Source organism: Synechococcus sp. PCC 7335 (genome assembly GCF_000155595.1).
Lineage (GTDB): Bacteria > Cyanobacteriota > Cyanobacteriia > Phormidesmidales > Phormidesmidaceae > Phormidesmis.
This window is the reverse complement of record NZ_DS989904.1, coordinates 1,253,716-1,274,364: the sequence shown is the minus strand read 5'-3', so window position 1 is coordinate 1,274,364 and position 20,649 is coordinate 1,253,716. Positions and strand designations below refer to the sequence as shown.

The window sequence follows — 20,649 nt, the reverse complement described above, 5'->3', positions numbered from 1 at the left end:
TCGGACTCAAGCGGCGTCTTCTGCGCACAAGAAGACTAGAAAAGGACCGATCTTAAAAGACGGAAAAATTGTCGATTCCAGCACAGCGAACTCAGAAGCAGCGATCGCGAAGACAAACTATGAGGTTTTGCCGCTGACCAATCCTGCCGATCAAAACATTCCGGTCAAAAGCAAGCCCAATATCAGTGGCGGTTTGATTCCCACTGCCGCACCTGAGTTTCGATCGGGTTTTGTTAGCATCGTTGGTCGCCCCAACGTGGGCAAATCAACCTTAATGAACTATCTGGTTGGTCAAAAAATTGCAATCACCTCGCCGGTCGCCCAGACAACTCGCAACCGACTTCAAGGAATCTTGACCACCCCTCAAGCCCAAATCATTTTTGTAGACACCCCCGGTATTCATAAGCCACATCACGAACTGGGTAAAGTGCTGGTACAAAATGCGCGGGTAGCAATTGGTTCGGTAGACGTTGTCCTTTTTGTTGTTGAAGCCACCTCAGCGGCGGGTAAAGGCGACCTCTTTGTTTCTAATCTGATAGCCCAAACCAAAGGGCCGGTTGTTCTAGGGATTAACAAAGTTGACCAACTGCCTGAAAGTGGACGAAAAGCGGCTGAGATCAAGCATAGCTATGAGGCTTTGGCCGCTGAGCACGGCTGGTCTGTGGTGAAGTTTTCAGCGCTAACTGGCGAAGGCATAGAAAATCTGCAGACGGAGTTAGTGGCAAAATTAGAACCCGGGCCGTACTACTATCCGCCGGACCTAGTAACGGATCAGCCAGAGCGATTCATTATGGGTGAGCTGATTCGCGAGCAGATATTACTGCATACGAGAGAAGAAGTGCCACATAGCGTAGCGATCGCCATCGAAAAGGTGGAAGAAGATAAAAACATTACCCGCATTCTCGCCACGGTCAACGTTGAACGCAAATCGCAAAAAGGCATCTTAATCGGCAAAGGTGGCTTGATGATGAAAGCAATCAGTACTGCTGCTCGCGAGCAAATGCAAAAGCTGGTTGCAGGAAAAGTCTATCTAGAAATATTCGTGCGGGTACAAGAACGCTGGCGGCAGTCGCGCACTCGCTTGTCAGAGTTTGGCTATAAAGTCGAAAAGTAGAAGTGAGGAACGCTATAGCCACGTCGGTCAAGACCTATATAAAACCTAGAAAACAACAGCCAGCCCGCAGAGCAAAGATGCCTGCATTTTCACCTTGCTAGGTACACTTTCTCTTCAAATTCTAAGGCAGCTTCAGTTGGCTTTACCCTCTAGAAAACGTATAGCTACGGGTCTATAGCTACGGGTCTAAGCAGGCAAACTAATCTGTCTTGCGATAAATGCTTTTATCGATAGATACTGAAATCAACACAGACTCTTTGCACAAAGGGGACGCTTCACTGAGTAGCCGATGATACTATGAAATCGCTTTTCCTTATAGATACTTAGGACATCTTCCTTAGTCTTTCTATCAATCAGTAAGTTCATTCGTTTGAGATAGCTATGCAGCAAACTGCGCGCTCTACTCCGGAGGCCTCAACTTTAAAGACATCAGCAAAACTCAAACAGCAGCTTCGCCGTAATTCTTTCGGTATTCGGCTGTTTTCCATGATCATGGGGGGCGCTGTATTAAGTATTGCTAGCGTGGCTTTCCTGTTTGCTGAAACGGTGAAGTTCCAAGCGGAAGAGCAAATTCAGAAGGTGCTAGAAGGCAAGGTCGGCACAGTTCATGAGATTACTGATCGCGCTGAGAATCTAGCCTACAGTCTAGGTGTGAGCGTTTCTACTCTACATGTGCGTAGGGCCGAGACTCCTGAGACCTATCAAGAGCTGGTGCGACAGCTATTTGAGAGCCAGCCAAGCTACGTTCTGGGAATGGGATTTGGACAGAAAGAAGGTGGCATTCTGCCTAGCAAAGAGTGGTTCTATCCCTACTACCAAATCGACTCTGGGGTTAACGAAGTCAGTTCTTCAGGTGAAGAGGGTGAGGCTCCCCCTACCTCTGTCGAGCAGACGACAGCGCAAGCTAGCACGCTCCGCTATACAGATCGCGCCGAGCAGCCCTACTTTTATCCAAACACCGAGGCTTATCGCAACTACTTTTTGCCTCAAAAGAGTCTATGGACAGCGCCTTACCAGAGCGATCGCGGGATGCTGCTAACCTACTACTCGCAAATTTTCGACAACCAGGGCGAATGGTTAGGAACAGCGGTAGTGGATATCGATGAAGCCTACCTGCAAACGGTCTTGAATGAGCCTGTTTTCAGACAAGGTGGAAAGCTGTTCTTGCTATCAGAAGATGGACGTGTCGTCGCCAATCCGTCGGCCCCAGAGCAGGTGATTGATCAAACCTATGCTGATGTCTCAGGGCTGACTGAAGTTTGGCCACAGATCAGGAGGGAAAGCAGCAGTGGGTTGATAGAGGGTAGAGGTGGCTACTGGTCCTATTTACAAATTCCAGAACAGTCATGGGTCGTTTTGGCCTACGTACCCTATCACGTAGTGTTTGGTCGGATTGCGGCGATTGCGCTCGGTGCAATGCTCTTGGCTGGGCTCTTAATGTCAGGCATAACGGTGCTAGCAGTGCGCTATCTTAACCGTCGCCTGCGGCCGGTAATTGATGAATGTCAGCGGCTTTACACAGCAGGTGAGACCGTCACTGAGAAGCTGGCAGGGAAAGATGAGCTGACACAGCTATCTATCTCTTTTTTCAACTTAATAGAACAGCTAAAATTAAGCCGGACGCGGGTAGAGCTAGAAGCAGCCAGGACCGCAGAAGTCGAAGCCCAGCTTAGTCAGATCAAAAGAGCCGCTGCTGATTCGCAGCGTCAGCGCCCCCTTGGTCGTAAGTCAATAGATATCCTGCCGCTAGTCGATGATATGCAAGCCGCGTTAGCTAGTTCATCGAATTCTCCTGCTACTTCACTACAGCAGGAGCTAGCTTGGCTCTACGAAATCGTCTCGATGCTGGCCTCAGACGGCTGGCTAATTAATGTGATCGAAGACCATAGAGGGGATCTGCTGCCTGCGGCTGAACGCTCTGAACTAAGTCAGATCAGCGATCGCCTAGAGCATACTTTCTTGCAAATCCTTTCCGCGCTTGATCGGTTCTCTCGTCTGCTGTCTGCCTTTGGGGAAACGTACGATCATGTAATCGCGGTCGAGCAGGAAATGCGTGTTGCGAAGCGAGATGTTTCGAGTCAGGCAGAAGTGGTCGGGCAGCTTCAGCAATGGGCCAAAGCACATGAAACCTTATTGCATGAACTGACGCCCGCTGAATCTGGCCAAAGCCTAGCCGTTGCCAACTCACAGTTATCAACGTCTTCGAAGAATATAGATCTAGTCATTCCTGCAATCACGGCTTTTCATCAGACTACACAGCAGTTGAGTCAGGACTTGCGATCGCTCTTCACCGCCACTGAGAACATCAGTCGCAAGAGCAAACAATATCAACGACTGAATACCACCGCGCAAGTTTTGATTGCGAATGCCTCTACGCTATCTATCTCAGCATCTAGACAGAAGAATTCAGAAATCTTCGAGGACATTCTGTCGCAATTTCGAAGTCAAAGCATCGACTTAGAGACTTTATCAAACCAGCTAGAAGAAACCTATAGTCAGCAACAGCAGAACGTCGCTCAAGTAGAAAAACTATCAGCAGATCTACAATCAGGAATGGACGCTGTCGAACAAGTCGCCACAACGCTAGACAGTTTTGCCGACTCACTAACAGCTTCTCAGTTGCGGCAAAACTCACCGTCAAATGTTGAGGCTATGCGTCACTCACACTCAAGTAGCCCTTCAGATAAGCAAGCTCAGCACCTAGATCGACAGCTTAGAATGTTGCATAGGCGTTTAGAAAAACTAGCGTCGCTGATCACGACGACCTACCAGCACGTTGACACTGCCTTAGTGGAAACTAGCCAAATTAGTCAAATTAGGACTGAAGTTCCTTTAGCGCTCCTACCTCAGCGTGAAGCAAGAAGCGAATCAATAGACAAGTAGCTATCTCTATGCCAAAGATTTGTATGTCATAGATTTACACGCCATAGATTTGATGAAGGCCATGACAACGACACTGAGTAGCCAGACTTGCGTTCCTTGCAAAGGCAGCGATCCACCACTGTCGCCGGAGGAAATTGAGGAGATGAGGACTTTGATTGCCAATTGGCAGATCGTCGATAAAGACAGCATACCCAAGCTATCTCGATCCTACAAATTTTCTAATTTTAAGCGTGCTCTAGCCTTCACCCAAAAAGTAGGTGAGGCGGCTGAGCAAGCAGGCCATCATCCCATGCTGATTACTGAATGGGGGAGGGTGAGCGTATTCTGGTGGACCCATACGATTAATGGGCTGCATCAAAATGACTTTATTATGGCGGCTAAGACAGACGTAGCTTATGAAACAGAAGCCTGAAGATGCGAGTTCACCTCGCCCCATCCTCTATGCACTGCGTTGCCAATGTGTTAGGCCAATGTATTAGTCAGTCACCACAAGATGATGCTGATGACTGAGCAGATTGGGACACTAGTCCTGTTGATTGGCAAATTGACGAGCGCCGAAGAATGAAAGTAGGATGGCGAATCCTAGCAGAATCGGCAGGCTATACCATGGGAAATCGGCTAGCGGCTTGTATGCGATCGCCCGCAGTCCAATTGTCGTATACGTTAGCGGCAGCGCATACACAATCGGCTTAAGCGCTACAGGCAGCGTTGTCGGATCAAAAAACGTACCACCCAAAAATGACATCGGTACGATCAAGAAGTTATTGAACAAGCCTACGCTCTCTAGCGACTTCACGTTTAGGCCCACAATGACACCTAGCCCGGCAAACACCGCACAGTTCAAGACGACCAATAGAAAAAAGAGTGGATTTAGAAAGCTCCACACTTTGCCTGTAAAGAGAACAGCTATCAAGATCACTGTTGAAGCCGTCATTAAGCCCCGTACAATTCCTGCTAGCATCTTGCCGAGATGCAGCGACAGAGGATGAATTGGATACAGCAGCATCTCTTCAAACGTTTTGGTAAATAGGCGCTCGCCACAAATAGAGAATGTTGTTCCACCAAAGCTGATCACCATTGAAGAGAGCGCTACCATTCCTGGCAAAATGAACTCCAAATAGTTCTCTCCTGCTGTCGGCGTACTAACCCTGTCTAAAGAGCTGCCCAATCCTAGACCAAACGCCAGAATATAGATCAACGGTGAAACCAATCCAGACGCCGCAACCTGAGGAATTCTCACTCTTAGATCCAACCAATCTCCCCAGAATACGGTTAGCGAATCAGCAAGCAGCGTCCTCCAAACAGGACTAATTGCAGCTTTAACGAGCGTTGTCGGTAATTTAGAGGCAGTTTTCACAGCAGAAAGTTTGGTCTGTCAAGGCCAAAGACTATATAGATATAGCTAGTGTCGAATCGTTTATCTATTTACCAACCGCTTTGTCTTCTCAAGTCAAGGCTAGATAAGACAAGGCCAGATCAAGACAAAGCCAGATCAAGACAAAGCTAGATTAAGATAAGGATAGAGCAAAGGTATTACTAGCTAGAGCTTCTAAAGCTACCCAAAGCTTATATGCTCGCTTCTATTGTGCCGCGATCCGTGCGTCTATTGCTAGGTTAGTTATCTGGCAGCGGTTGACCAAAAGGAATTGGATCAGGCCACCGACTGACATTAGCAGGACGGACAATTGGAATAGCAGCGGTGGTTGAGCTTGTAACGACTGGCCTCGCATCTACAACGGCCGAGTCTGCAGCCGCTGGATCTACAGCCACTGATGAAGTTGGGGGTGGACCACTATCAGCTAACGTTTCAGCTGATATCGTTTCTGTGGCTGCTGTCTGAGTCAAATCACCAATGAAAGGTGGCTCTAAAGGAATTTCAGGCTCATTTGGCACTTCAGCGACACTTTCGTCCGGTTCAGTCGTTTGAGTCGTCGTTGGGGAAGCGGATGTCTCGAGCGGCGCAATCGGTGGAACACTCACCGGTTGGTCAAGTGGAACAGACGGCTCTAACACAGGTAACTCGGACAAGTCACCGCCCTGCAGGCCGGAGGCAGGAGATAGTTGAAGATCTTCAGCAGTGCCCTCTTTCGAGGCTAGCTGCTTGTGGTCGACCTGATTGAGATTGACCTGATCAGATACCGCTATGAACGAGCGCCGCCGTGACTGGTCTGCTTGTCCAGGGGAGGCACATAGTATCAAGAGTGCGATCGCACTTATCCCTCCGATCACCCCTTTCATAGCTAGACTCAATCCTCTAGCGCGTATCGACGTCTCGTCCATGAAATTTGCGTCCATCTATACAAATTCACTGACAGGATACGTCATAAAACCAAAACCTAGTACATCAATTTTCAAGAAGTTGTTAGCTTTGCGCTACTAAAATCGCCATAATTTAAGCTCAGATTCGTCATCATATAGACGTTGCAATCCAACCCACTCGTTAAAGAGCTTATGGAACTCCACGACTTCTTTTTGCTTATTCTTCTGCTTAGTCCCGGCTTATTGCTCTCCGTCATAGTGATGGCGGGTATGAGCGCAGGAGGCTAAACCCATGGTCAAAACTGCATCCACTATGTTGCCTTTAGGCACGCCTGCTCCTAGCTTTAAGCTAGAAGATGTCATTTCTAAAAAGACGATCTCCCTAGACACTTTCAAAGGCAAGAAAGGTCTGCTACTGATGTTCATTTGTCAGCATTGTCCTTTTGTCAAGCATGTAGAAGACCAGCTTGGTAAGATTGGCCAAGACTATGCAGATAAAGGTATTGGCATTCTAGCGATTAGTTCCAACAGCATTGAAACCCATCCTCAGGACAGTCCTGAGAACATGCGCGAACAGGTAGAGCGTGCTAGTTTTAGCTTCCCCTATGCCTACGATGCTACTCAAGCGGTCGCCAAGAGCTACACTGCTGCCTGTACACCTGACTTCTTCTTGTTTGATAGTGACTTCAAGCTTGCCTATCGCGGTCAGCTAGATGATAGTCGTCCTGGCAATGACTTGCCTGTCGATGGTAAAGATCTGCGAGCGGCTCTAGACAAAATTGTCGCAGGCGAATCTATATCAGAAACCCAAAAGCCGAGTATTGGCTGCAACATCAAGTGGGCACCTGGTCAGGAACCCGCCTATTTTGGCGCATAGTTCTTTGGTGCAAATTTCTTTGATGCACATTTCTTTGACGCATAGTCCCTTGGTTCACAGCTCAAACTAGCTCTCTAGAAAACAGATCTGAACATGTAGCTTTTAGATCTCCTCTCGAAACGAATCGATTACTTCACAAGGCCCGTCTTCTGCGTTGTACATTGCAGGTAGCGGGTCTATCTTTTTGGCTGGTTCCCAAGTCAGAAAATAACTTTCTAAGGCTTTTACAACGGCAGCTTCGAGATGATCGATGTTCTGGTCACTTCGAAACGTTTGCAGCTGAGCTCGAAGTGACTGGGGTAGGTTGATTGTGATGGTCTGCATTATAGGTAGCTTGGGTAAAGGCGTTCTAACCACATCTGGCATTTCCAAAGTAGTTATGCTGAAAGGGATTCGTGAAATCCCCGCGTGACAACAGGTAATCTGGCTGGCAAGTAATCTGGCTGGCAAGTAATCTGATTGGCAGGTGATCTGACTATCAAAGCAAGAAAACACCTTTTCTTGGCAATATCCTCGCAAGACAATCAGCCGTCGAGAAGCAAGCTCTCTCGAAGAGAATAGGCCGCTTAAAAGGGCAATCCCGCCCGTGGATTTAGTCTTTCAATGTTTCTCAACTCCTGATAAAGCGCTTTCTCTTCATCATCCAACACGGTCGGCATCACAACGTCAATTTCGACAATTTGATCGCCATAGAGACCTTGACCAATGGGATAGCCTTTTCCAGTAAGTCGCAGCCGTTGTCTGGGCTGCACACCTGGCGGAATCATCATATTGACGGTTCCACCCAAAGTCGGCATTCCAATGGTGCCTCCTAACACTGCTTCACTTGGCGTAAGTGGCAAACGACAGTAGACATCACCGTCTTGCAAGGTGAAATAGCTATGGGGCTCTACTTCGATACGTAGATATAGATTGCCACCCTCAATCCCCTGACCTTTGAGCCGGATACGCTGCCCAGTCACCATTCCTGGTGGCATACTCACTTCGAGCGATCGCCCATCTTCTAACCGCACTCGTTCACGTCCGCCTGCATATGCCTTCTCAAGAGGCACCGTTAGATCTGCCTCTGCATCCCGTCTCGAAGTAGGAGTAGATTGTCTGCGATAAGTAGGACGCCGCTGACGCTCTAGATCTGGCTGTTTTCTAGGTGGCCTAGCTGGCTGTCCGTCTAGCGGCCGATTCTGCCTAGAAGAACGAGTTGCACCTGTAGCGCGATCAGTCGTTTTTGAAGCAACATTTTCCTGATTAACTGTCTTTGAAACTGCTGGGCCATCAGCCCAACGCGAAGCCGACTGATCGGTTGCCTTGTGCTGTTTTAATAGCTGTTCAACAAAGTTGTCAAAATCCTCAAAGGCACTGTAGTCAGCATTCTTACTAGACTGTTTGCGTTTGCTGCCCCAACCCTTCGCACCTTTTTTATTCCAATATTGACTGTACTGCTCATACTGCTGTCTTTTATCTGCATCGTAAAGCACACCGTAGGCTTCGCCTAGCAGCTTGAACTTTTCTTCAGCGGCTTTGTCACCAGGATTGACGTCAGGGTGATATTGACGGGCAAGTCTCCGATAGGCGCGCTTGATTTCCTCAGCGCTAGCGTCTGGGGCCACCCCCAGAATTTGATAGTAGTCTCGAAAATTTTGCATGAAAGAACGCTTAGCTCAACTGGCGCAGCCTACGCGATATGGGTGAAGGGCACAAATCGACTAGCTCAAATTAACTGGCTCAAATCAACTGGCTCAAATCAAAGGCTCAAATCAACAGTGGCCTAGAACCAGTCGTCTTCAGTCTCACGCTCCTGCCTACGATTGTCTTGAGGTGATCGCTGTCTACTTCGAGCGTAGTCTTGCTCATCATAGTCAGATTGTTGACGACGCGGCCTGTAGTCCTGCTGACCGTAGTTCTGCTGACCGTAATTCTGTTGGCCATAGTTCTGTTGACCATAATCATCCTGGCTGTAGCCACCCTGATCATAGGGTCCTACAGAACTACCTGGCTGATAATCGCCTTGCTGGGAATCGCCCTGTCGATACTCACTTTGCTGATAACCCTCTTGCCAAGAGCCCTTTTGCTCATAGACATCCTGGCTAGCAGGCTGGTTGTAACGCTCTTGCGAATAGCTATCTTGACTGTATTGGCTAGGACGGCCTCCATAGGCGTCCTGGTTGCCGCTGCTCGATTGGCCGTAGCCATTTTCTCTGCTGTAATTGTCCTGGCTGTAGCCGTTGCGCTGATCGCGAGGCTCTAAAGGTCGATCTCCTTTAGCGTACGGGTCTTGGCTATAGCGTGGCTCTTGCGTGTAGCTATCCGGCTTGTAGCTATCTGAGCTATAGCCATCTGGCTTGTAGTTATCCGGGTTGTAGTTATCCTTGTAGCCACCTGAGTTGTAGCCACCTGAGTTGTAGCTATCTGATTGATAGCCACCCCTAGAATCGCTGTATCTCGTAGCGGGCGGAGATTGAGGACGGCGAGTACTTTCCCAGTCATCGTCCCAATCATCCCAGCTGTTGCCCCTACCACTACCTTGACTCCAGCTAGGGGTATCCCACTGAGCCTGCTGTCCGTAGGGGTTGGCGGCGTAGCCACCGGCTGAATAACCGGTCTCATAACCACTACCAGCACCGTAGCCATAGTCACCAGTGCGATAGTAGTCGTCATCTTCGCCAGAGAATGCCTGCTTCAAAGTATTTCCGATTGCCCCTAGAATACCTTCGCCATCTTCTTCTAGGTCATAGAGGTAGGCTTCTCGGTTGAGTTCGTAGACTTCATTTTGCAGATCAGCTTGAAACATATCGATGCCGCGGTCATCGGATTGCTCTAGGGCGGCTCTAAGCTGCTGTACTAGGTTCTCTATGCGGCGGCGGCGATCGCGTCCAAACTGCATGCCAAAATCGATTGCGACTTCTCGAAGCACTCTTTCAGCCTTAAATGTCAGCGCTTCAGCGCGGTTGCGTTTCTCAATGCGATCACGCTGCAACCTGTCTGTTGCGGCATTCTGCTCAGCCGCCCGGATCATGTCTTGAATCTCAGCTTCAGACAAATTTGAGGCTTCTTGCACCGTAATGCTTTGCTGCCTACCCGTGGTCTTATCGAGCGCCGATACCTGCAAGATGCCGTTCGCATCGATGTCGAATGATACCTGTACCTGCGGAATACCTCTAGGCGCAGGTGGAATACCCATCAGCTTGAAGCGGCCCAGCGATTTATTGTCATCTACCATCTCGCGCTCACCTTGTAGAATGTGGACTTCTACAACGGTTTGGTTGTTTTCGGAGGTAGAAAATGTATCAGAACGGCGCACTGGAATCGTCGTATTGCGAGGAATTAACTTCTTCGTCACGCCGCCGATAGTCTCCAAACCCAAAGATAGCGGTGTGACATCTAAAAGCAAAATGTCTTTGACTTCCTGCGTCAAAATGCCGGCTTGAATGGCCGCCCCAATGGCAACCACTTCATCCGGGTTGACGTTGCGATTGGGTTCCCGGTTCATCACCGAGCGAACCAGATCTTGAACCATCGGCATCCGGCTAGCGCCACCGACTAAAACCACTTCATCTACCTGAGTGGGTGTGACGGTTGCATCTGCTAGCGCCTGCTTCAAAGGACCTCGCATACGACTGATTAGATCGCTACACAAAGACTCAAAGTGCGATCGCTCTAACCTGGTTTCAATATGCTTCGGTCCATCCTTAGTGGCAGTAATAAACGGCAGGTTGATAGCTGTTACCGGAACACCAGAGAGTTCTATTTTTGCTTTTTCAGCCGCTTCGTTTAGCCTTTGAAGAGACTGGCGATCGCGCCGCAGATCCACACCTTCTTTTTCTAGAAACGCCTCAGCAAGCCAGTCAACAATCACCTTATCGAAGTTCAATCCCCCTAGCTGCGTATCACCGCTCGTAGAGCGCACCTCAAAGACACCGTCGCCGACGTCTAGGATAGACACATCAAACGTACCGCCGCCTAGGTCAAACACTAGAATTGTTTGGTTGTATTGCTGATCTAATCCGTAGGCCAAAGAGGCTGCTGTCGGCTCGTTGATAATCCTTTTAACTTCTAAGCCAGCGATACGCCCAGCATCACGAGTCGCTTGCCTTTGCGCATCATTGAAATAGGCCGGTACTGTGATGACGGCGCCTGTCACTGACTGACCCAAGTACTGAGAGGCTTCTTCTGCCAACTTTCGCAGAATCATCGCCGAGATTTCCTCGGGAGCAAAGTCTCTATCCAGGCGATCGCAGCGCAGCTTCACGTTGCCAGATTCACCTCGACGTACGGCATAGGGCAGCCGCTTAGCCTCTGAAGAGAGTTCGTCATACTTACGTCCGACGAACCGCTTCACCGCATAAAACGTATTTTGGGGGTTCAGCACAGCTTGCCTGCGAGCCATCTGGCCAATTAGCTTCTCACCTTCTTTGCTAAAGGCCACCACAGACGGCGTTGTCCTCATGCCTTCTACATTGGCAATTACAACGGGTTTACCACCCTCCATTACCGCCACTACAGAGTTTGTTGTGCCGAGGTCAATGCCAACTACCTTACCCATCCGAAGCGTTTCTCCTCATCCAACTACCAAGATCTGACACTCAAATCTGACACTCAAAACATCATTTGTCCGTTGCCATTGGACATTTCTTTGGCTTTATTCCTCTCATCATAAGCGCTCTCAGGCAACTCTCGTTGTAGAGCGGTCTCGTTTCTTGCTATTATTATGGCCCGGCGCGGATGTGGCGGAATTGGTAGACGCGCTAGATTTAGGTTCTAGTGTCCTCGCGACGTGAAGGTTCAAGTCCTTTCATCCGCACTTGAAAGTAGCGCCTAAGCAGGCTCTGAGTAGGTAAACTCTCCAAGATATCCAGAACGGTAGCTATCGTTCTGGATATCTTGCGTATGGGAGTTAGATGTTTTCGGCCAGGTGCTTTTAGCCAAGTGCTTTTGGCCAAGTGCTTCTGGTATGAGAGAGAAACTACCACAACCCTACAAAATGGAATGGTCGAGTTTGAACTGTAGGCAGAGTAAGACAGTATTCCTAGCACTTTATACTGCTGTGGAAGAGACAGGACTACTGTGAAAGAAACAAGCCCCAAGGGGGAAACCCAGTCAGAGTTCCGGCGTGGCAGGACTGAACTTCAGCGCTTTAAATTTCAGTGCTATTAATAGCATTCTCTGAATGTCGTCTTTTACACAGTTTAAATTCACCCGTATATATAAGGAGAGAATCTTCTAAATTTGTGGTTCTGGTGGTTACTTTCGACGCAAATCTAGCCTTTCTTTACACTCTATTGTTACCCCGTGTTACCCCGAAGTCACTTCAGATCGTTAATTTTATCTAGGACACCATCGTGCTGCTATCCAAAGGTTTTGAAGTCGAGATGTATACCGGAACGCCTGCCGGAGAGGTCGTTGGCTTTTCGGATAAGATCGTCGCAGCTTTGGATGGGTTTGTTCGTGAACCAGATGCGCGCAATGTTGAATACACCACTGCGCCCTTTTGTCGGTACGAACACCTTCTGTGCGAACTCATCAAGCCTAGGGTCAAACTGCGCGACTATCTTAAGACGCTGGGCGACTACACCATTATCCCGGGTAGCACCCTGCCACTAGGTGGCGCTGACACTTTCCACCGCTCCGATCCTAAAAATCCCTATCACACCTATATCGAAAAGACTTACGGCACCGATGTCGTCACTGCCAGCATTCATATCAATATTGGAATAAGCAATCTAGAAGAGCTGATACGCGCCTGTCGGCTCATTCGCTTGGAAGCGCCGCTTTACCTGGCGCTGACAGCGTCCTCTCCTTTTTTTGACGGTAATATTACTGGCTTTCATTCCACCCGCTGGCAGCTATTCCCACAAACGCCTGCTTACGTACCGCTCTTTGAAAGTCATCTTCACCATATTCGCTGGGTAGAAGAGCAAATGGATACAGGGGGTATGCAAAGTGTTCGCCACCTATGGAGCTCAGTTCGGCCCAACGGCGATCGCAGACCGTACAATCTCAATCGCTTAGAGCTACGTATTTGCGATCTAGTCACTGATCCATTACATCTGCTAGCAGTAACTGCGCTATTAGAGGCCAGGTTAGTCCAGATGCTAAAAACGCCATCGCTTGATCCTTTACAAAGCTGTGCGCTTCCTGCCCAAACTAGAGCTGAAGATCTCGTAGAAATCACACTAAGCAATGAAAAAGCAGTCGCCAAGCAAAGTCTAGATGCTCAGCTGTATCATTGGCAGACCGGGAAAACAGTTACTGCGCGCGCATGGATATCACAGCTCTATGAAGAGGTTTATCCGTTTGCTAAGCACTCTGGCATTGCTTGCTTTCTAAACCCGATCAAGCAGATTCTAAGGAACGGCAACCAAGCTCAGCAGTGGTTACAGCAGGCCGAGACGAGCAGCCCCACAGATGTGATACAAGGGGCAATCACCCAAATGCAGATCCAAGAAAGTCAGCTTGCCGAAGACATCTGCACGCCTACTATTGCCTACGCCTAAGTATCTACGACTGACCATCTTTAAGCTATGCCCAGTATCGTTCTCGTCAATCCTGAGATTCCGCCAAACACTGGCAACATTGCTCGTACCTGCGCCGCCACTGAAACGCCGCTGCACCTGGTTATGCCATTGGGATTCGAGCTGAGCGATCGCTATCTCAAACGAGCAGGTTTAGACTATTGGCCTTATGTTGATCTACACATACATCAGTCCATCGAAGACTTTTGGCAGCACGCACAAGCCAAAGGCGGCAAGCTGATCGGTTACAGCGCTAAAGCAACGGCGGTCTACACTCAACTGACATATAGGCGTGACGACTGGTTGCTATTTGGCTGTGAAAGCAAGGGACTTTCAGCCGAAGTGTTGGAGCAATGCGACGTAGTGACCACTATTCCGATGAGCGATCGCCGCCATGTTCGCAGCCTCAACCTCTCTGTCTGTGCCGCTGTTGGTCTCTTCGAAGCAATTAGGCAGACCGATAATTCTCTCGAACAGTCTGATAAGAGAGCATAGTACGTAGGAGCAGATATCACTAGCGTCGAACTATCACGAATTGCTAGACAAGCAATCAGTCTGCCTAGCGAGGAATAGATCGGGAGGAACTTAGTGCAATCTATATCAGTTTTTTTAATTGATCATATCGAACTTATGATCGGTAACTAATGCAAAGCTATTTTTTGCAGATTTTAAGGGAAATGTCACAAAGAACAATCTCTGTGCGGCATTCAGGCGTTACCGCGGCAAAACTCGTTAAGCACTCTTCTGATCTGCCGACATTTGCAAAATCCATAAAGTTGGGAGGTGCAAACAAGTCGGCTAGCCTCCTAAGAGGGCACTCAAACCCTTATAAGATAAGGCTTCTTCAACGGATAATCTAATTAGAAGAGAACGTAGAGTAGTTATAAACGCAGACACTAAGTTTAACGGCGCGCTTAAAGTGTGCATCAAGAATGTGTTTATCGAGTGAAGATTGAAATAATCATTAAGTCGTGTAAACTTGCCTAAGTCGGACAAGAGAAATAACTTGTAGACTTGCACGAGCCCATGACTAGCAGGTGGACAAATCAACTAGATGGAAAAATCAACTGCCTGAAGGTTTCGGTGCTAACTTTATTCAGCATTTCACTGTTATAGAAGATCGTTCATTCCCAGCTAGGGGTTTCATAGACGTGTTTAGCAAGCAAGACGTGTTTAGCAAGCAAGACGTGTTTAGCAAGCAACTAGTTAATCAGCAGCGAGTTAATAGGTGCCTAACCACCGACAATTATTAGGAGGTCCAATCCTTGAGACAAGCCATTTCACAGGGGTCCATGTCTGATTCAAGTCACTCATGTATCCAGGAAACGCGCCAAAGCGCAGCTAGCAGCCGTTCAATCAAGTCAGCTGCTGTGCTAGGTCTAGCTTTATCAGTAGGTGCATCTGGAGTGTTCACCACGCAATCTGAAGCATCGGCTGCTGTCTCTACTCCAAGGGCTCCTGCTACAGCCAAAGCTTTTTCAAGTGTTCAACTTTCTAAACCAGCAGCATCCGCGTCACAATCACGGATTGTTGCCCATCACACTGTCGAGTCGGGTCAAAGCCTCTGGCAGATTGCTCAGCTTCACCGGGTAGGTTTGCACGATCTGAAGACGGCTAATAATCTGTCGGTAGAACCATCTATTCGAGTTGGACAGGTATTAAAGGTGCCAGGTGCGGCGGTAGCGGCTCAATCACCTACCCAAAAAGTCATCCAGAGTCTAATTGCTAGAGAACCTGAACCAATAGAACTGGCTGCTAACAGTCTTGCTTTAGAAAACGCTGAAACAATTGCAAAGGCTAAGATCTCTAACCAGAGTCAGTCTGCTGAAGAGCTATCGGCAAATTCACAGGCAGACCTCCAACCTGTTCCTCAGCTCGACCAAGTGCAAGCTGCGTTTAAAGTAGCCAATACTCAGGCTGGAGGTCAGGTTGATTCCCCAACAGAGCTTTTCGTTAAAGAGAGGGGTGAACCCGCTGCAGCCCGGGCGGAAGCAAGAGAAGCACAGCCATCAGCGGCTATAGAACCATCAGACCCAGCAGGCATAGAAGAAATCGAAGTTGCTGATGCTTCTTTCGCAGGGGCCAGTGAGTCCTCGCCTGTTGTTGCCACACTCACTTCGCCAACCCCACCTTCCGTCAGCTATCAGGTTCAGGCAGGCGATACGCTTGCGGGTATTGCTTCTTCCCTAGGAATGTCCACTGCAGCGCTGATTTCAGCCAACGACTTAGCCAACCCAGACGTTATCATGCCGGGTGCTACGCTGGTGATACCGACTGCTAACAGCCCGCAGGTTGCCAGAAGAGACATCCGGACAGGCAGCACGCTAGAGCAAACAGCGGCAAAAAGTCGCCTAGACCACTTGCAAAGCACCGCTATTAGGCAGGATGCATCAGTTACTGAGGAAGAGCTTCAAAGTAAGGATTCATCATCTTCACAAAATGTGATCGCAACTGACGCTCAAGTAGCTGCTGCACAAGGTGGCATCGATCCTTACGTAGCAAGCCTTCTAGAGGAAGTTCAAGAGATTCAAAGCCAGCCTGTTCAGGTATCCGAAGCACAGATAACTGAAGTAGAAGCGAGCGTTTCTAACTCACCGCGGGTTGCAGAACGGGTTTCAGAGCAAATTGCGATTACACCTACAGCCACCGAGCCTGCTGACTCCACCCTGCTAGCAGCAGCGCCGCTAAGTCCAGAGGCATACGTCCCTGCCCAGCGTTCTCCGGCCGGACAGGTGGTTTCACCAGATATGCCGCTTTTACCAGAGGCAGATGAGTTTCTGCCTGAAGCACCTAACTACTTCGATGGTTACATTTGGCCTGCTCGCGGTACGCTCACCTCTGGCTACGGTTGGCGATGGGGCAGGATGCACCGGGGCGTAGATGTCGCTGGACCGGTCGGCACACCTATTGTGGCAGCGGGCAGCGGCATCGTCGAAAAAGCAGGCTGGAACTCTGGTGGCTACGGCAATCTAGTAGAGATTCGCCATCCGGACGGTAGCCTCACCCTCTATGCTCACAACAATCGTTTGAATGTTAGCACTGGGCAGGCTGTTAAGCAGGGACAGAAGATCGCTGAGATGGGAAGCACAGGCTATAGTACTGGGCCTCATCTTCACTTTGAAGTTCATGTGAGCGGAAGAGGTGCTGTCAACCCTATTGCCTATCTGCCTAATCGCTAGGAACTAATCGTTAGGAAGCACGAGAGCCAGATTAGTCTAGTCAAAAAATCTGGCTTGCACAGCTAGTTTGAGCAAACGGCGATTAGCCAGTGGGCTGATCACCGTTTTAGAATTAGTGCATTTTTTCTTCGAATAATATGCATAGCTTTTGCCACTTTGCTATACATGCTAACGGTGAAATCCTCGTCGTCGAAATCCCCTTCACCATAGAGCTGAGTAGGTCGATCAGGTGGGCGGATTCATCTTCTTCCGAAGCCAGTCATAGGATACTTTTCTAGGGTTTTCCGTTTCGTGTTACATTTGTTGAGCCAAGATTATCGCAACCCAGCGGCAGTAATCTATTGCGCACGGCTCTGTAGCTCAGTGGTTAGAGCAGGGGACTCATAAGCCCAAGGTCGCAGGTTCAAATCCCGCCAGAGCCATGAAGATGCCGATGCCACGGAAGTGAATAGGAAAGTATTGAACGCGGAGAACGTTTATGAGTGAGCAAGGATGTCTTAGAGTAGGTCAAGTTGCTCCAGACTTCACGGCTACTGCTGTGGTCGATCAAGAGTTTAAGACAATCAAGCTGTCCGACTATCGTGGTAAGTACGTCGTTCTTTTTTTCTATCCTTTAGATTTTACGTTTGTGTGTCCTACGGAAATCACTGCGTTCAGTGATGGCTATGATAGCTTCAAGGATATCAAAACAGAAGTGCTAGGCGTTTCTATCGATAGCGAATTCTCCCATCTTGCATGGATTCAGACAGATCGAAAGATGGGTGGCGTTGGCGATCTTAACTACCCGCTGGTTTCAGATATCAAGAAGGAAATTAGCTCAGCCTATAACGTGCTTGATACAGAAGTAGGCGTAGCTCTACGCGGCCTATTTATTATCGATAGAGAAGGCATCGTACAACATGCCACAATTAACAACCTTTCCTTTGGCCGCAGTGTTGACGAAACGCTGCGTGTACTTCAGGCGGTTCAGCATGTTCAGTCTCATCCTGATGAAGTTTGTCCGGCTGGCTGGCAACCTGGCGATTCGACAATGATTCCCGATCCGGTGAAATCGAGAGAGTTTTTTGCAGCTGTATAAGTCACTATATGTGTCAGTAACCGTCTAGATGCAGCTTACTCCCAGCAATCTTCAAGGGCTCTTCAATCAGCGCTTTTTCAGAAATTTCCTACCTCTACCTGCTCACTGTCGATTCCAGATTGGAGAAATCCTACCTGATTTTTCTCTGACAGATACTAACCAACAGGTTCATCAGCTCTCTGGCTACAGAGGGAGACCAGTTGTAGTGCTCTTCACTCGGATCTTCACTGAAAAGCAGTACTGCCCTTTTTGCTACCCGCACATCCTATCGGTGAATAAAGCGTACAGCCAGTTTGTTGGGCTAGGGGTAGCTGCGTTGATGGTGACAAGTACAGATGCGCTCCAAAGTCAAAAAATACAGCGGGATCTTTCCCTGCAGCTACCACTGCTAGTCGATTCAGACTGCAAGGTCTTCCGTAGGTACGGAACGGGCCAGGCGCTAGGAGCACCGTTACCTGCCCAGTTTGTCTTGGATGCTCAGGGCCGACTGCGCTTCCAGCACTTATTTTCTTTTGCACATACAAATGCGACGCCTGAGCGATTGCTCTGGGCGGTCAGAAACCTATAAGAAGGCGCCTATATCCAGCGAATAATAGCTAGGTAGGCATACGCTAAAAACAACGGAGAAGGAGGGATTCGAACCCTCGATGAAGTTTACACCCCATAACTCCTTAGCAGGGAGCCGCTTTCAACCACTCAGCCACTTCTCCTAGAGTGAGCAACCATAATACCAAGAACTCTGCGAAAGCTCTAGCAAAATTTTGAGGTAATTTGAGAGGTGGCTTGGTTTGATAGCGTCACTCTAGGTAAGCGATGTTTAAATCCACAAAGGATTTCCCAAGAAATGGTGCCGGCAAGTTCGGCCCACTCGTCAGCGTGTAGGCAGTGATATTGAGTTCGCCCCAAGAGGGTAACGATGTCACCTTCTTGAACGCTTTCAAGGTCTGAAACATCAATTATGAGCTGATCCATTGTGATTGCACCAATTTGATTCACTCGCTGTTCGTTGACAACGACTTGCATTTTATTGGAGAGAATCCGTGGAACGCCGTCCGCATAGCCAATACCAACAATTGCGATTTTCATCGACTTAGGCGCAATGAACTGATAGCTGTAGCTGACACCTGTGTGAGCGTCTATCTCCTTAATATGGGTGATGCGAGCTTTAAGCTCTAGAACTGGCTGTAGCTCAACTTTGAGCTTATCCCTTAGGTGTGGTGCAGGATAGAGTCCGTAGGTAGCTAACCCCATGCGCACCATATCGTAGTGAAACGTTGGTGCTATTAAGGCAGCAGCAGAGTTAGCAATGTGGAGCCGAACGGGAAGAAGGCTTTCTTGTTTGAGCCGAGCGATCGCCTGCTTAAATCGGTCGTGCTGCAATCGCATTACTGTCTGGTCGAGGCTATCAGCAGTCGCAAAATGAGAGCAAAGACCAACCGTTTCTAGATAAGGTAGCTGACGAACAAAGCGGACGAATTCTACAGCTCGCTGCCAGCTAAAGCCAAGCCTCGACATGCCGGTATCTAGCTGGATGTGAACTTGAACGGGCGTGCGCTGGTCCTTTAGCGTCTCAGAAAAGACCAAGGCTTGTTTGGGATTGACAATAACTGGCTGTAAATTCCAATGCGCGATCGCCCTGACTTCCGCCGAGTCATTCACCGCGCCCATTACTAGGATAGGCACGTCGATGCCTGCCTGCCTCAGTTCTATTCCCTCCGGCACCGTCGCTACGCCTAGCCAAGTTGTACCAGCCGCGATCGCCACATCAGCAACCATCACCGCCCCGTGGCCATACGCATCAGCCTTAACCACAGAGAGCAAATCAGTACCCTTTGGCAACATTGCTTTGAGTACCTTCACATTATGGGCTAGCGCCGTTAGGTTGATTTCGACCCAAGCCCTGGCACAGCGCATAGGTGATAGTGCAGGTGTTGCCTCCCAGCTCAGCATAGCGACCTCAAAAGAATGAAAGGAATGAAAAGAACCCGTGAAAAAGTGGATGGATTCTTTCAGGAAACCAGTGTAGCAGCGCTCAAACCTTCGGAATTCCTTGGCTATGCTACTATCTATTCAGGATTTGGCGTACTAGTACATGAGTAAGGTTCTCGTTTTAAATGCCTCCTATGAACCGCTAAACATTACCAGTTGGCGACGTGCGGTTGTGCTCATCATTAAGGGCAAAGCTGAGCAGATTGAGCAGCGAGAGGAACAGATTTATCCCGACTTTCCATTGCCTACCGTCATTCGATTACGCCACTACGTTCGCATCCCCTACAAAGACATTCCCCTAACCCGCCGCAATCTACTCCATCGTGATAACCACTCTTGTCAATACTGCGGCTATACAGGTGAGACATTAACATTAGATCACGTCATTCCTAGATCACGCGGGGGTGGCGATTCATGGGAAAATATTGTTAGTGCCTGCGTACGCTGCAACGTCAAAAAAGGTAGCCGCACTCCCAGAGAAGCCGAAATGCCCTTAGCGAACCAACCGCGAAAACCACACAGTAGCCTGTATTTTGAAATATCTAGGCACGTACGTGGTGGTGTCCATCAAGAATGGCGTAGATATGTGATTGGATTAAACTAAACAGCCTTAAAACTCAACAGCATCAATTAGTAGCGTTGGTTAAAATGAGCATAGTCACACTTATATACAACCGCGCTATCAACAACTACCATCCTTAGAGCTGCCGCTCTTTTGTTTAGATCTCTTGCTTGTTTAGATCTCTTGCTCTTTTATTTGA

Annotated in this window: 15 protein-coding genes, 3 tRNA genes and 1 pseudogene; 12 read left to right on the top strand and 7 right to left on the bottom strand. The window is 48.8% G+C overall.

Annotated elements, in window-relative coordinates; genetic code table 11:
* The first annotated feature begins 181 nt into the window (after window positions 1-181).
* The 3 genes from era (at window position 182) to S7335_RS05725 (ending at window position 4,409) form a co-directional block, all read left to right on the top strand.
* Complete coding sequence (gene era, locus S7335_RS05735) at window positions 182-1,114, top strand: GTPase Era (RefSeq protein ID WP_038017200.1); 933 nt, start codon at window positions 182-184, stop codon at window positions 1,112-1,114.
* Window positions 1,115-1,495: 381 nt separating this feature from the next.
* Complete coding sequence (locus S7335_RS05730) at window positions 1,496-3,997, top strand: cache domain-containing protein (RefSeq protein ID WP_006454092.1); 2,502 nt, start codon at window positions 1,496-1,498, stop codon at window positions 3,995-3,997.
* A 61-nt stretch (window positions 3,998-4,058) separates the two neighbouring features.
* Window positions 4,059-4,409, top strand: a complete 351-nt coding sequence (locus tag S7335_RS05725) for a 4a-hydroxytetrahydrobiopterin dehydratase (RefSeq protein WP_038017197.1) — start codon at window positions 4,059-4,061, stop codon at window positions 4,407-4,409.
* Window positions 4,410-4,520: 111 nt separating this feature from the next.
* On the opposite strand, the gene S7335_RS05720 is transcribed toward S7335_RS05725, so the two are convergent.
* Both S7335_RS05720 and S7335_RS05715 read right to left on the bottom strand, forming a co-directional pair.
* Window positions 4,521-5,309: an ABC transporter permease gene (locus S7335_RS05720; protein WP_050765953.1), complete on the bottom strand. Its 789-nt coding sequence runs from the start codon at window positions 5,307-5,309 to the stop codon at window positions 4,521-4,523.
* A gap of 302 nt (window positions 5,310-5,611) precedes the next feature.
* Window positions 5,612-6,235 carry a hypothetical protein gene (locus tag S7335_RS05715; protein WP_006455217.1) on the bottom strand — a complete coding sequence of 208 codons (624 nt, stop codon included), beginning with the start codon at window positions 6,233-6,235 and terminating at the stop codon, window positions 5,612-5,614.
* A gap of 313 nt (window positions 6,236-6,548) precedes the next feature.
* Here S7335_RS05715 and S7335_RS05710 point away from each other — a divergent pair, with 313 nt between their 5' ends.
* Window positions 6,549-7,133, top strand: a complete 585-nt coding sequence (locus S7335_RS05710) for a thioredoxin family protein (RefSeq protein ID WP_006457455.1) — start codon at window positions 6,549-6,551, stop codon at window positions 7,131-7,133.
* A 102-nt stretch (window positions 7,134-7,235) separates the two neighbouring features.
* On the opposite strand, the gene S7335_RS05705 is transcribed toward S7335_RS05710, so the two are convergent.
* From S7335_RS05705 to dnaK, 3 genes and pseudogenes are all read right to left on the bottom strand, one after another.
* Window positions 7,236-7,490: a hypothetical protein gene (locus S7335_RS05705; RefSeq protein WP_198011350.1), complete on the bottom strand. Its 255-nt coding sequence runs from the start codon at window positions 7,488-7,490 to the stop codon at window positions 7,236-7,238.
* A gap of 209 nt (window positions 7,491-7,699) precedes the next feature.
* Window positions 7,700-8,776: a DnaJ C-terminal domain-containing protein gene (locus tag S7335_RS05700; RefSeq protein ID WP_006453397.1), complete on the bottom strand. Its 1,077-nt coding sequence runs from the start codon at window positions 8,774-8,776 to the stop codon at window positions 7,700-7,702.
* A gap of 755 nt (window positions 8,777-9,531) precedes the next feature.
* Window positions 9,532-11,673 (bottom strand): annotated as a pseudogene (gene dnaK / locus S7335_RS05695) (molecular chaperone DnaK); the annotation flags it as partial.
* Window positions 11,674-11,848: 175 nt separating this feature from the next.
* Here dnaK and S7335_RS05690 point away from each other — a divergent pair.
* The 7 genes from S7335_RS05690 (at window position 11,849) to S7335_RS05655 (ending at window position 18,467) form a co-directional block, all read left to right on the top strand.
* A tRNA-Leu gene (locus S7335_RS05690) sits at window positions 11,849-11,931 on the top strand.
* Window positions 11,932-12,469: 538 nt separating this feature from the next.
* On the top strand, window positions 12,470-13,624 hold the full coding sequence (gshA, locus tag S7335_RS05685; protein WP_006455434.1) for a glutamate--cysteine ligase: 1,155 nt from the start codon (window positions 12,470-12,472) through the stop codon (window positions 13,622-13,624).
* Window positions 13,625-13,651: 27 nt separating this feature from the next.
* A complete protein-coding gene (locus S7335_RS05680; protein WP_006454330.1) occupies window positions 13,652-14,137 on the top strand; it encodes a tRNA (cytidine(34)-2'-O)-methyltransferase in 486 nt (161 codons plus the stop codon).
* Window positions 14,138-14,934: 797 nt separating this feature from the next.
* Window positions 14,935-16,821: a peptidoglycan DD-metalloendopeptidase family protein gene (locus S7335_RS29425; RefSeq protein WP_006454836.1), complete on the top strand. Its 1,887-nt coding sequence runs from the start codon at window positions 14,935-14,937 to the stop codon at window positions 16,819-16,821.
* A 349-nt stretch (window positions 16,822-17,170) separates the two neighbouring features.
* Window positions 17,171-17,243 (top strand) — tRNA-Met (locus S7335_RS05665).
* A gap of 56 nt (window positions 17,244-17,299) precedes the next feature.
* Window positions 17,300-17,899: a peroxiredoxin gene (locus tag S7335_RS05660; protein ID WP_006456439.1), complete on the top strand. Its 600-nt coding sequence runs from the start codon at window positions 17,300-17,302 to the stop codon at window positions 17,897-17,899.
* 28 nt (window positions 17,900-17,927) lie between these two features.
* On the top strand, window positions 17,928-18,467 hold the full coding sequence (locus S7335_RS05655) for a peroxiredoxin family protein (protein ID WP_006457633.1): 540 nt from the start codon (window positions 17,928-17,930) through the stop codon (window positions 18,465-18,467).
* Window positions 18,468-18,520: 53 nt separating this feature from the next.
* Here S7335_RS05655 and S7335_RS05650 read toward each other — a convergent pair.
* A tRNA-Ser gene (locus S7335_RS05650) sits at window positions 18,521-18,609 on the bottom strand.
* A gap of 40 nt (window positions 18,610-18,649) precedes the next feature.
* A complete protein-coding gene (gene alr, locus S7335_RS05645) occupies window positions 18,650-19,849 on the bottom strand; it encodes an alanine racemase (protein WP_006454401.1) in 1,200 nt (399 codons plus the stop codon).
* 142 nt (window positions 19,850-19,991) lie between these two features.
* Between alr and S7335_RS05640 the strand changes: the two genes are divergently transcribed.
* A complete protein-coding gene (locus S7335_RS05640; protein ID WP_038015716.1) occupies window positions 19,992-20,492 on the top strand; it encodes an HNH endonuclease in 501 nt (166 codons plus the stop codon).
* The last annotated feature ends 157 nt before the right edge of the window (window positions 20,493-20,649 follow it).

Coding starts and splice junctions, on each gene's coding strand:
- S7335_RS05730 (WP_006454092.1), top strand. CDS start 1,496: ATGCAGCAAACTGCGCGCTCTACTCCGGAGGCCTCAACTTTAAAGACA.
- S7335_RS05725 (WP_038017197.1), top strand. CDS start 4,059: ATGACAACGACACTGAGTAGCCAGACTTGCGTTCCTTGCAAAGGCAGC.
- S7335_RS05715 (WP_006455217.1), bottom strand. CDS start 6,235: ATGAAAGGGGTGATCGGAGGGATAAGTGCGATCGCACTCTTGATACTA.
- S7335_RS05710 (WP_006457455.1), top strand. CDS start 6,549: ATGGTCAAAACTGCATCCACTATGTTGCCTTTAGGCACGCCTGCTCCT.
- S7335_RS05700 (WP_006453397.1), bottom strand. CDS start 8,776: ATGCAAAATTTTCGAGACTACTATCAAATTCTGGGGGTGGCCCCAGAC.
- S7335_RS05680 (WP_006454330.1), top strand. CDS start 13,652: ATGCCCAGTATCGTTCTCGTCAATCCTGAGATTCCGCCAAACACTGGC.
- S7335_RS29425 (WP_006454836.1), top strand. CDS start 14,935: ATGTCTGATTCAAGTCACTCATGTATCCAGGAAACGCGCCAAAGCGCA.
- S7335_RS05660 (WP_006456439.1), top strand. CDS start 17,300: ATGAGTGAGCAAGGATGTCTTAGAGTAGGTCAAGTTGCTCCAGACTTC.
- S7335_RS05655 (WP_006457633.1), top strand. CDS start 17,928: ATGCAGCTTACTCCCAGCAATCTTCAAGGGCTCTTCAATCAGCGCTTT.
- alr (WP_006454401.1), bottom strand. CDS start 19,849: ATGCTGAGCTGGGAGGCAACACCTGCACTATCACCTATGCGCTGTGCC.
- S7335_RS05640 (WP_038015716.1), top strand. CDS start 19,992: ATGAGTAAGGTTCTCGTTTTAAATGCCTCCTATGAACCGCTAAACATT.